Source organism: Streptococcus pseudopneumoniae, assembly GCF_001070815.1.
GTDB lineage: Bacteria > Bacillota > Bacilli > Lactobacillales > Streptococcaceae > Streptococcus > Streptococcus pseudopneumoniae_P.
Genome location: NZ_JVLX01000049.1, coordinates 67,094 through 79,285, shown reverse-complemented (window position 1 = coordinate 79,285; position 12,192 = coordinate 67,094). Strand labels below are relative to the sequence as shown.

8 protein-coding genes are annotated in these 12,192 nt (G+C 35.6%); 3 read left to right on the top strand and 5 right to left on the bottom strand.

What is annotated here, in order from left to right; genetic code table 11:
* Positions 1-92 precede the first annotated feature (92 nt).
* Positions 93-635, bottom strand: a complete 543-nt coding sequence (locus ADG81_RS05870; RefSeq protein ID WP_001158275.1) for a TetR/AcrR family transcriptional regulator — start codon at positions 633-635, stop codon at positions 93-95.
* A gap of 127 nt (positions 636-762) precedes the next feature.
* Here ADG81_RS05870 and ADG81_RS05865 point away from each other — a divergent pair, with 127 nt between their 5' ends.
* The gene (locus tag ADG81_RS05865; protein ID WP_000472079.1) at positions 763-3,405 is read left to right on the top strand and encodes a YhgE/Pip domain-containing protein; all 2,643 of its coding nucleotides are present in this window, start codon (positions 763-765) and stop codon (positions 3,403-3,405) included.
* Positions 3,406-3,435: 30 nt separating this feature from the next.
* Here the strand turns inward: ADG81_RS05865 and ADG81_RS05860 are convergent, their stop codons facing one another.
* Positions 3,436-5,979: a YfhO family protein gene (locus tag ADG81_RS05860; RefSeq protein WP_000764980.1), complete on the bottom strand. Its 2,544-nt coding sequence runs from the start codon at positions 5,977-5,979 to the stop codon at positions 3,436-3,438.
* Positions 5,980-6,037: 58 nt separating this feature from the next.
* On the bottom strand, positions 6,038-7,660 hold the full coding sequence (locus ADG81_RS05855; protein WP_049551190.1) for an ATP-binding cassette domain-containing protein: 1,623 nt from the start codon (positions 7,658-7,660) through the stop codon (positions 6,038-6,040).
* A 205-nt stretch (positions 7,661-7,865) separates the two neighbouring features.
* Between ADG81_RS05855 and trpS the strand changes: the two genes are divergently transcribed.
* Positions 7,866-8,891 carry a tryptophan--tRNA ligase gene (gene trpS / locus ADG81_RS05850; RefSeq protein ID WP_049551189.1) on the top strand — a complete coding sequence of 342 codons (1,026 nt, stop codon included), beginning with the start codon at positions 7,866-7,868 and terminating at the stop codon, positions 8,889-8,891.
* A gap of 151 nt (positions 8,892-9,042) precedes the next feature.
* The gene (guaB, locus tag ADG81_RS05845) at positions 9,043-10,521 is read left to right on the top strand and encodes an IMP dehydrogenase (protein WP_049551188.1); all 1,479 of its coding nucleotides are present in this window, start codon (positions 9,043-9,045) and stop codon (positions 10,519-10,521) included.
* Positions 10,522-10,570: 49 nt separating this feature from the next.
* Here guaB and recF read toward each other — a convergent pair whose 3' ends face one another.
* Both recF and yaaA read right to left on the bottom strand, forming a co-directional pair.
* Positions 10,571-11,668, bottom strand: a complete 1,098-nt coding sequence (gene recF / locus ADG81_RS05840; protein ID WP_049551187.1) for a DNA replication/repair protein RecF — start codon at positions 11,666-11,668, stop codon at positions 10,571-10,573.
* Between the two features lie 2 nt (positions 11,669-11,670).
* On the bottom strand, positions 11,671-12,039 hold the full coding sequence (gene yaaA, locus ADG81_RS05835) for a S4 domain-containing protein YaaA (RefSeq protein ID WP_049551186.1): 369 nt from the start codon (positions 12,037-12,039) through the stop codon (positions 11,671-11,673).
* Positions 12,040-12,192 lie beyond the last annotated feature (153 nt).

The following is a 12,192-nucleotide window of genomic DNA, read 5'->3' as shown; positions in this document are numbered from 1 at the left end:
TAGCGCATGACTGTTAATCATGATGTCGTAGGTTCGAGTCCTACTGGCGGAGTATAGATAAAAGGGAACACAGCTGTGTTCCTCTTTTTGTATCAATTTGTATCACCAAGCATCTTCATAAGGAAGTCTGTTATTTCTTGAGGACTTTCTTTTTTTCCATGTGCAATCCAAGTTTGGCAGACACCAAAAAGTGCGTGAGTTAGATAGATGCTACTATATTCTAATTCAGTGGTATTAAGATTCAGTTGCATAAATCGCTTTTGTAAATCTGTACTGAGCATGATATGAAGTTTATTTCGTAAGAAATTTTGAATTTCTTTGGTCCCATTTTCAGAAAGAAGGGCAGCCAGAAGTGGTTCTGACTCTAGATATTCAAATACTTCTAAAATAGCATCTCTTTTGTGATGAGCATGTTTTTGAAAAATATATTCAAATGTATGGAATAGCTTGCTTTGATAGTGCTCAATCATATCATACTTATCCTTATAGTGAGTATAGAAGCTGGAACGACTAATTCCGGCTTTTTCTGCTAGCTTGACAGTAGAAATTTGATCAAATGGCTGTTCCATCAGTAATTGTACCATAGCATTTTCAATAGTTCGCTTTGTTTTTAAGCGTTTGTTACTTTCTTGCATATTTCCTCCTTATAAACAAATTAGACTATATGTCTAAAAATGGATTTTTTATCTTGTAATTTAGATTTTTTATTGTATAATCTATTATATCAAAATTTTAGACAATATGTTTAAAAAAGGAGAAACTATGTTTAAAGAATGGAAAGCAATTTTAAAAAAACCAACCTTTATTATTATCATGGTAGGGATTTCTCTTATTCCAGCTCTGTACAATATCATATTTTTGTCATCAATGTGGGATCCATATGGTCAATTGTCTGACTTACCTGTGGCAGTGGTCAATAATGATAAAGAGGCTTCCTATAATGGTAATACTATGGTAATAGGAAAAGACATGGTGTCCAATTTAAAAGAAAATGAAACCTTGGATTTTCATTTTGTAGATGAAGAAGAAGGTGAGAAGGGCTTAGAAAATGGCGATTACTATATGGTAGTGACTTTACCAAGTGATTTATCTGAAAAAGCAGCTTCTATTTTAACGAATCATCCAGAGCAAATGCAAATCGATTATCAGACTTCAAGTGGTCATAGCTTTATTGCAAGCAAGATGAGTGATTCTGCTATGACACAATTAAAGCAGAATGTTTCTACCAATGTAACCGAGACCTATACCAAAGCTTTATTTAACAAAATAATTGATTTAAAGGATGGTATGAATCAAGCAGCTTCAGGCAGTGAAAAATTAACTGATGGAGCGAATCAGTTAGTGGCAGGAAGTCAAACATTAACTACTAACCTAAACTCTTTAGCCGATTCAAGTTTAACATTTTCAAATGGAACGGAGCAGTTTACTAGAGGATTATCCTCTTATGTTTCTGGTGTCGAACAACTTCATCTTGGCTTAGGGAATTTTAATAGTGGTTTAGTTACATATACTGGTGCAGTGAGTCAATTAGATAGCGGATTAGGTCAATTGTCTTCAAAAAGTCCTGAATTAGTAGGGGGAATCAACCAACTATATACTGGTGTAGAGTCCTATACTGGCGGTGTTTCTAAGCTCAATGCTGGTCTTAATCAATTTTCATCTGGTATTAGTGCCTATACAAATGGAGTGGGAAATCTTGCAACAGGTGCCCATCAGTTATCTAATCAATCAGCTACACTTCGAATGGGTGTGGAGCAATTAAGTGAAGGGATTCAACAACTTTCTAGCAAGTTAGAGGCTTCGTCTGAGCAAAAAAATCAAATTAATCAATTATCTTCTGGTCTGAATCAGTTAAATCAAGCTATTCAAAATATTGATGTTGGTGATACAAAACAATTAGATTCTGTTTTATCAAGTATAGTGTCTCTTTCTAATCAAATGCTAGCAAGTGCTCAGTCTGATAAAGCGACTACATTAGCCAATATTCAATCGACAGGAGCTTATCAATCTTTGACAAGTGAGCAACAAGCTGAAATAAGTGCTTCTGTATCTCAAAATTCGACTGATAGTATTCAATCGGCTCAGTCAATTGTAGCTTTAGCTCAAGGTATACAGGGAAGTTTAGAAAACTTACAAAATCAATCTTCTAATCTTTCGACTTTAAAAAATCAATCTAATCAAGTATTACCGCTTGCTTCTAATTCTTTGACAGGATTGTCAAGTGGATTAACAGAAATACAAGGAGCTGTTACTAGCAAATTAGTTCCTGCCAGTCAGTCTATTACATCAGGTGTAAATGCATATACTGCAGGTGTTGATAAAGTTTCTCAAGGCGCAAGTCAACTAAGTGAAAAAAATTCCACCTTGACAGGTAGTTTGGACCAACTAGTTTCAGGCTCAACTACCTTGACACAAAAATCTTCTAGCTTGACAGCAGGAGTTGGTCAATTAGTTGAAAAAACTCCAGAATTAGTATCTGGTATTGAAAAATTATCAACTGGATCCAATCAATTGAATCAAAAGAGTCAAGAATTGATAGCAGGAGTTGATAAATTACAATCAGGAACTAGCCAACTCGCTGACAAATCCAGTCAGTTAATTTCAGGTGCTTCTCAATTAGAAAGTGGAGCTAATAAATTGGTAGATGGAGCTGGGAAACTAGCAGAAGGTGGAACAAAGTTAACTTCTGGATTGGAAGGTTTACAGACAGGAGTTGCTTCTTTAGGACAAGGACTAAGTAATGCTAGTGAACAACTCAAATCAGCATCTACGGAATCTCAAAATGCAGAGATTTTGTCAAATCCTCTCAGTCTTTCCAAAACAGACAATGATCAAGTTCCTGTAAATGGAATTGCAATGGCTCCTTATATGATATCAGTTGCTCTCTTTGTTGCAGCAATATCAACGAATATGATTTTTGCGAAGCTACCTTCAGGACGTCATCCAGAGAGCCGCTGGGCTTGGTTGAAATCTCGAGCTGAAATAAATGGTATTATAGCTGTTTTAGCAGGAATTTTGGTATATGGAGGAGTCCATCTTATTGGGTTAACTGCTAATCATGAAATGAGAACATTTATTCTCATCATCTTAATAAGTTTAGTATTCATGTCTATGGTGACTGCTTTAACAACGTGGAATAGCCGTATAGGAGCTTTCTTCTCTCTTATCTTGCTTTTATTACAGTTGGCATCAAGTGCCGGTACTTATCCACTTGCTTTGACAAATGATTTCTTTAGAGCTATTAATCCTTGGTTACCAATGAGTTATTCAGTTTCAGGATTACGACAAACAATCTCTATGACAGGAAATATTCATCACCAAGTTATTTTCCTTGCTGTGATATTAGTACTATTTATTGGTTTAGGTATGCTAGCCTATCAACCTAAGAAAATGGAAGGAGATTAAAAAAATCGACCGATTAACTGGTCGATTTTTTTATGCCTTAGATGACTTTCGTCTGTGATTATAGATTCCAAATAGTAAGAGAGAAGTAAAGGAACAGATTGCTCCAGTAATAAACCCATTAGGAATAAAGGAAAGTGTAATAGTTCCTTTCCCCTTAGGAATATCAACTTTCATAAAGCCAGTTTGAGCTTGTTTAATTTCTATTTTCTTACCATCTTGGTAGGCAGACCAACCTTTGTCATAAGGAATGGTGAAGAAAATAGACGTATCTTGTTGGACATCATATGTAGCAAAAACCTTGTTTTTAGAAGTCGATACTGTTACTGGTTGTTCTTTAATTTTTTGAATTGCCTCAGTTAAAGTTTGGGTATCTAAACGGTAGAAGGTAGGAGATTCAAATGATACTTGTGAATTTCCAGGGAAACTAACATGAATATTGAAAGTTTTTTTCTCTTTTGCATATCCTAGATTAAAGAAGGAGAAGGCATTATCAGTTGTAAAAGTTTTCTTTTTCCCATTGACAAGAATGTCAACCTTCTTTTGTTTATCATTAGAAAAGTGAAGGTTTGTGAAAGAAAGATAAACTTGGCTGTTTTCTGGTACTTCAATTTGATACTGGATTGCTGCATCCTCATTTGAAGAACTTGTAACACTGATCAAATTATCAGTATTTTCTGTTTTTTCGTAAGGAATTGGAGAAAAATAATCAAAATCGACGTTAGCAAGTTGATTTAAAAACGAGGCTTGATTATCCAAAGTATGCTCATTAAACTTGACATCATTGTAAACAGATTGACTAGCAAAGGCAATAGGAAGAGAGAATTGATTTTCGTATAGTGTAAGATTATCTTTTTGATATACATCTTGGAAACCATACTTATCAATAGGATTGTTTGAGATATTGTACTGGATGCCAAATAAACTATCAGCTAAAATACTATTATTGGAATATCGGAGATTGAGATTAGTCCCAGAGGATTTAAATCCAAGTTTATCCAAAGTAGAGCTTGCTGAACGATTTCGAACAGAAGAAAATTGAGAGATTCCATTGTAATTGAATTTCATACTGTCATTTCCAGTTTGAGTTTCTAGTTTTTCAGTACGAGTAAATTGGTTCCCAATATATGTTGAGAAAGATTCCATAGCTGGGATATCTCGATTATAAGCACTTCGAGAAGCAAATCCCCATTCCTTAGCAATTCCGTCCATTTGAGATGAAGCATTTAAGCTCATTTCAACCATTATAAATAAAGAGATTAGAATAGCAAATAGATTTACAGAGATAAACTTTTTGATAACTGCAAGGAGTAAAAGAGAATAGACAACTAAAAATTCAAGAGTAAGTAGAATATTCAAATCTGTTAAAAAAGAATAATGCGATTTTAGATAGATGGTAGCTAAAAATCCTGTTGCAACAAGAAAAATCGAAGCTAAAAAATTCCAGACTTTAATTTCTTTCAGACGATTTAAGACTTCTGCTGCTGTGTAAATTAACAAGGTAGAGAAAATCCAAGCATAGCGATGTAAAAACATATTTGGAGTATGCATACCTTGCCAAAATAAATCAAGAGCTTCTATATAAAAGCTTGCAATTAGAAATGCAAAGAAAATTGCATAGATAAGTTTCACGTGAAACTTAATGGATTTTATCGTAAAAAATAAAATGGTCAAAATAAAGGGAAGTAGTCCAACAAAAATCATTGGGATAGCCCCATACTTTGTTGTATCGAAGGAACCGATGAATTGCTTAGCAAAGAGATCAAGATACCAGCTACTTTCAGTTTGAAACTTTGTAACTTCTGTCAATTTTTCCCCATGTGTCTGTAAATCAAATAGAGTAGGAAGAGTCATAATCAAACTGGCCATTCCTGCTAAAAAGGAAGTAACAATAAAATCAAGAAAAGATGATTTTCGAGTCTTAAAATCCCACGAAATTTGACAGAGATACCAGAAAATAAGAAACAATACTGTCATATAGCCAAAATAATAGTTTTGAATAAACAAGATTGACAGACTTGTAAAGTATAGTAGGCGCTTCTTTTGTGTTATAAGTATATGTAAGCCAGTTATAACTAAAGGAATCAAGATAAAAACATCTAACCAAGTTTTTATCTCTAGTTGACTAACAGAGAAACTCATCAGAGCATAGGAAGTAGATAAAGCTAGTTTTAAAGCCTTAGGAATCGATTGAAATAATTTATTTAAACTAAAGTAAGTTGACAGTCCAATCAATCCAAATTTTAAGAGAGTTGTCAGATAGACAGCATCTGGCATATTCGACAGATTAAAAAAGTAAACTAGAGGTGAAAGGAAACTTCCTAAGTAATAACTAGATAGGGCATAGAAATTTAATCCGAGGCCACTTGTAAAGGTGTAAAACAGACTACCATTTCCATGCAGGATATTTCGTAAAGTTACATCAAAAATAACGTATTGATGAAACCCATCTCCTAATAGTGGAGATGTCTCGCTGTTCCAGTAGATACCTTGAGATAGATATACTCCTGTCATAATCAATAAGGGAATGATGAAAGAAACAAAATAGGTCCAATATGTTTTAAAAAATAATTTCATGTTACCTCATAAAATGTTAGAAAACTCAGCTGGTTAATCCAACTGAGTTTTGAAGTTTTTAGTCTTTCCAAAGTTCTTTTACTTTTGCTTGTACTTCTGCATTTTCTAGGAATTCATCATAGGTTTCATCGATACGGTCAATGACGCCATTTTTGGACAAGACAATGATATGGTTAGCTAGAGTTTGAATAAACTCGTGGTCATGGCTAGCAAAGATGATTGATTCTTTAAAGTTTTTCAATCCATCATTCAAGCTTGAGATAGATTCCAAGTCCAAGTGATTGGTTGGATCATCAAGTACAAGGACATTTGATTTCAAGAGCATAAGTTTTGAAAGCATGACACGCACTTTTTCTCCCCCTGACAAAACGTTTACAGGTTTGTTAACTTCATCTCCAGAGAAGAGCATACGGCCGAGGAATCCACGTAGGAAAGTATTGTCATCTTCTTCTTTACTTGCGAATTGACGCAACCAGTCAAGGATTGACTCTCCTCCTGCAAAATCTGCCGAGTTATCTTTTGGCAAGTAAGAACGGCTAGTAGTTACTCCCCACTTGACAGTTCCTTCATAGTCAATGTCCCCCATGATTGCACGAATTAATGCAGTCGTTTGGATGTCATTTTGTCCAATTAGCGCTGTCTTATCACCTGGACGTAAGATAAAGCTGATATTATCTAAAATAGTCTCACCATCAATCTTTACAGATAGATTTTCTACTGTCAAGAGATCATTACCGATTTCACGTTCCGCTTTAAAGTTGATAAATGGATATTTACGACTAGATGGTACAATTTCTTCAAGTTCAATCTTATCAAGCATTTTCTTACGTGATGTTGCTTGCCTTGATTTAGAAGCATTAGCAGAGAAACGAGCAACGAATTCTTGCAATTGTTTAATTTTTTCTTCTGCTTTAGCATTACGGTCTGCTAGCAATTTAGCAGCGAGTTCAGAAGATTCCTTCCAGAAGTCATAGTTTCCGACATAGAGTTTGATTTTTCCGAAGTCAAGGTCGGCCATGTGAGTACATACTTTGTTTAAGAAGTGACGGTCGTGTGATACTACGATAACGGTGTTATCAAAATCAATCAAGAAGTCTTCTAGCCATGTAATTGATTGGATATCCAAACCATTGGTCGGCTCGTCCAAAAGAAGGACATCTGGTTTACCAAAAAGTGCTTTGGCGAGGAGAACCTTTACTTTTTCACCGTTGGCCAATTCGTTCATATTTTGATAGTGCAATTCTTCTGGGATATTTAGGTTTTGAAGGAGTTGAGAGGCTTCACTTTCTGCTTCCCATCCCCCAAGCTCGGCAAACTCTCCTTCAAGTTCGGCAGCACGCACTCCATCTTCGTCTGAGAAATCTTCCTTCATGTAGATGGCATCTTTCTCTTTCATGATGCTATAAAGTTTTTCATTTCCCATGATAACAACATCAATGGCACGTTCATCTTCATAGTCAAAGTGATTTTGACGAAGAACAGAGAGACGTTCATCTGGACCAAGAGAGATGTGACCAGTAGTAGGTTCGATATCTCCAGCTAAAATTTTTAAAAAGGTTGATTTTCCGGCACCATTAGCACCGATCAATCCGTAAGTATTTCCTTCTGTAAATTTGATATTGACATCATCAAAAAGTTTGCGATCACTAAAACGTAGTGAAACATCAGATACTGTAAGCAATGTTTTTCTCCTATATATGTAATATATTTATTCTACTAGAAAATACGGAAATATTCAAATTTTTATCTATCAATTTTGTGTAAATTAAATTTACAGCATACTTTACACAAATCCGTAAATAGCAAGGCTGATTTATTTTGATAAATTACGGTTATTTCATTAAAAAAATGCTATAATTGAAGGGACTATATCGAAGGAGAACAAAATGACTAAACCCATTATTTTAACAGGAGACCGTCCAACAGGAAAATTGCATATTGGACATTATGTTGGAAGTCTCAAAAATCGAGTATTATTACAGGAAGAGGATAAGTATGATATGTTTGTGTTCTTGGCTGACCAACAAGCTTTGACAGATCATGCTAAAGACCCTCAAACCATTGTAGAGTCTATCGGAAATGTAGCTTTGGATTACCTTGCAGTTGGATTGGATCCAAGTAAATCAACTATCTTTATTCAAAGCCAAATTCCAGAATTAGCTGAGTTGTCTATGTATTATATGAATTTAGTGTCATTAGCACGTTTGGAGCGCAATCCAACTGTCAAGACAGAAATTGCTCAGAAGGAATTTGGAGAAAGCATTCCGACAGGATTTTTGGTTTATCCAATTGCACAAGCAGCTGACATCACAGCTTTCAAGGCTAATTATGTTCCTGTAGGAACAGACCAAAAACCAATGATTGAGCAGACTCGTGAAATTGTTCGTTCTTTTAACAATGCATATAACTGTGATGTCTTGGTGGAACCGGAAGGTATTTATCCAGAAAATGAGAGAGCAGGGCGTTTACCTGGTTTAGATGGAAATGCTAAAATGTCTAAATCACTCAATAATGGTATTTATTTAGCTGATGATGCGGATACTTTGCGTAAAAAAGTAATGAGTATGTATACAGATCCAGATCATATCCGCGTTGAGGATCCAGGTAAAATTGAAGGAAATATGGTTTTCCATTATCTAGATGTTTTTGGTCGCCCAGAAGATGCTCAAGAAATTGCTGAAATGAAAGAACATTATCAACGAGGTGGTCTTGGTGATGTGAAGACCAAGCGTTATCTACTTGAAATATTAGAACGTGAACTTGGTCCTATTCGTGAGCGCCGTATCGAATTTGCTAAGGATATGGGAGAAGTGTATAATATGCTCCAAAAAGGTAGTGAAAGAGCGCGTGAAGTTGCAGGTCAAACCCTATCTGAGGTTAAAGGAGCAATGGGACTCCATTACTTTAACTAGGTTTATTTTACAAGAAACTATCATTTCTATCTCAAAGAAAAGATAGTTTTTTATTTACTCCTGTAACATTTGACAAATTTTTATAGAATGGTATGATAGATACAATATAAAAAGAGTCAAGCTCAAAAAGAAAGAAAAGAGGAAACTTCGAATGTCTAATTGGGACACTAAATTTTTGAAAAAAGGTTTTACCTTTGATGATGTATTGCTTATTCCAGCTGAAAGTCATGTGTTGCCTAACGATGCAGATTTAACAACTAAATTGGCAGATAATTTGACTTTAAATATCCCAATTATTACCGCTGCCATGGACACAGTAACAGAGAGTCAAATGGCTATTGCTATTGCTCGTGCAGGTGGTCTCGGAGTTATCCATAAAAACATGTCAATTGCTCAACAAGCAGACGAGGTTCGCAAGGTAAAACGTTCTGAAAATGGGGTTATTATTGATCCCTTCTTCTTGACGCCTGAACATACAATTGCTGAAGCAGATGAGCTTATGGGTCGTTACCGTATCAGTGGTGTTCCAGTTGTTGAAACACTTGAAAATCGTAAATTGGTTGGTATTTTGACAAACCGAGATCTTCGTTTCATTTCAGATTATAACCAACCAATCTCAAACCATATGACTAGTGAAAATCTTGTGACTGCTCCTGTGGGTACAGACCTTGCAACAGCTGAGAGTATTCTTCAAGAACACCGTATTGAAAAACTTCCTTTGGTAGATGAAGAAGGTCGTCTTTCTGGTTTGATTACTATCAAAGATATTGAAAAAGTTATTGAATTTCCAAATGCTGCTAAAGATGAGTTTGGTCGTCTTCTAGTTGCAGGTGCAGTAGGTGTTACTTCAGATACATTTGAACGTGCAGAGGCACTTTTTGAGGCAGGGGCGGATGCGATTGTTATTGATACAGCACATGGTCATTCTGCAGGTGTCTTGCGTAAAATTGCTGAGATTCGTGCTCACTTCCCAGATAGTACTTTAATTGCTGGAAATATTGCTACTGCTGAAGGTGCACGTGCCCTTTATGAAGCGGGTGTAGACGTTGTTAAGGTTGGTATCGGACCAGGTTCTATCTGTACTACTCGTGTGATTGCTGGTGTTGGTGTTCCGCAAGTAACAGCTATCTATGATGCTGCAGCCGTTGCGCGTGAATATGGTAAAACGATCATTGCTGACGGTGGAATCAAGTATTCTGGAGATATTGTAAAAGCCCTTGCTGCTGGTGGGAATGCAGTTATGCTTGGATCAATGTTTGCTGGAACTGATGAAGCTCCAGGTGAAACTGAAATCTTCCAAGGACGCAAGTTCAAGACTTACCGTGGTATGGGATCAATTGCAGCAATGAAGAAAGGTTCAAGCGATCGTTACTTCCAAGGTTCTGTCAATGAAGCAAACAAACTTGTTCCAGAAGGAATTGAAGGTCGTGTTGCTTATAAAGGAGCGGCAGCTGATATTGTCTTCCAAATGATTGGCGGTATCCGATCTGGTATGGGTTACTGTGGTGCAGCTAATCTTAAAGAACTACATGACAATGCTCAATTTATCGAAATGTCAGGTGCTGGTTTGAAAGAAAGCCATCCTCATGATGTACAAATTACTAATGAGGCACCAAATTATTCTATGTAAAAGAAATGAAAAGAACTCCTGCGAAAGCAGGAGTTCTTTTACAATGTTGTCAAGTTTTATTTACAACAACTTGACCATCTTGAATAGTAAAAATACTTAGATTTTCTGGTAGATTTTGAAGATGATCTAAGCTTGTTGTTGTAATAAAGGTTTGGATTGACTGAGAAATCGTTTCTAATAATTTTAACTGTCTAGTGTTGTCAAGCTCGCTCATAACATCGTCAAGTAATAATATCGGAGATTCTGTAGTAATACTTTCCATTAACTCGATTTCTGCTAATTTTATAGAAAGGACGAGACTACGATGTTGACCTTGACTTCCAAAGCTAGCATCCATCCCATTTATATAAAAAGAAATGTCATCTCGATGAGGACCAACACCAGTATTCTTTTTAAATAAATCTCTGGATCTACTTTTTTCTAAAGCAATTTTGAAAGATTCAGATAAGTTTTCTTTGTCAGTTATCTTGACAGAAGATTGATAGGATATTGACAAGTCTTCAATCTGATTAGAGAGTTCAAAATGTTTCTTACGTCCAAATGACTCTAGTTTTTTTATGAAATCTAAGCGGTGATTCATTACACGACATCCATAATCAACTAGCTGATCATCCAATACTGAAAGGAAGGTTTCATCTATTTTTTGAGCTGATTTTAGATAAGTGTTTCTTTGTTTTAGGATGTGGTTATAATTGGTTAAGTCAGATAAATAGATTGGCTTGATTTGTCCAAGTTCCATATCAATGAATTTTCGTCGAACAGAAGGTGCTCCTTTAATTAGTTGTAAATCTTCAGGAGCAAATAAAACAACATTCATGTGTCCCACATAATCTGAAAGGCGCGCCTGTTTTAAGTGATTAACTTTTGTCACACGGCCTTTTTGTGTTAGTTCGATTTCTAGGGGAATGGATCCAGTTTTTTTCTGAACGAGACCTGAAAGATGAAGTTGTTCCTCATCAAAATGAATGAGATTTTTATCTGTTCGAGTTCGATGACTACGCGTTAAGGCTAAAAAATAGATAGCCTCTAGCATATTTGTTTTTCCTTGTGCATTGCGTCCTAAAAAGACATTCAATTTAGGATTAAAGTCTATTTTCGTCTCTTTGTAGTTACGAAAAGTCTTGAGAGATAGGTTTTGTAGCCACATGATTATCTACCAGGGAATCGCGGAGCTTGTTTGCTTTTAGGTGATGAAGCAGGTTTCGATTTGTCTTTTTTTACTCCCTTATTCATCTCTTTGACGAGTTTAGCGATTCGTTCTTTTTCAACTTTATCAGCTTGGTATTCATCTTGTTCTTCAGAAGTAGGTTGTGTCAACAAGATGTCAATGTCCATGTCAGGGATGTCAACTTTATCGCCAATACGAAGTTTTTTACCACGACGACTTTCTAATTCCCCATTAAAGTAAACAGAATGTTCAGAGAGAAAGGATTTGATAGCTCCTCCGCTATGTGTAATTCCAAGTTCTTTGAGTAGTGCTTGGAGTGTAATAAATTCTTCAAATAATTTGTATTCCATAATTCACCTCAATCTTTGGTATTATACCATATTTTCCTAAAAATAGTGATAGAAACAGGGAGAAATGTAAGCGATTTTTATTTCAAAAGTGTTACAGAGAACAAGAAAATTTCAGGTTTTCGTGATATAATAGAAGTCTGTATATAAGGAGGT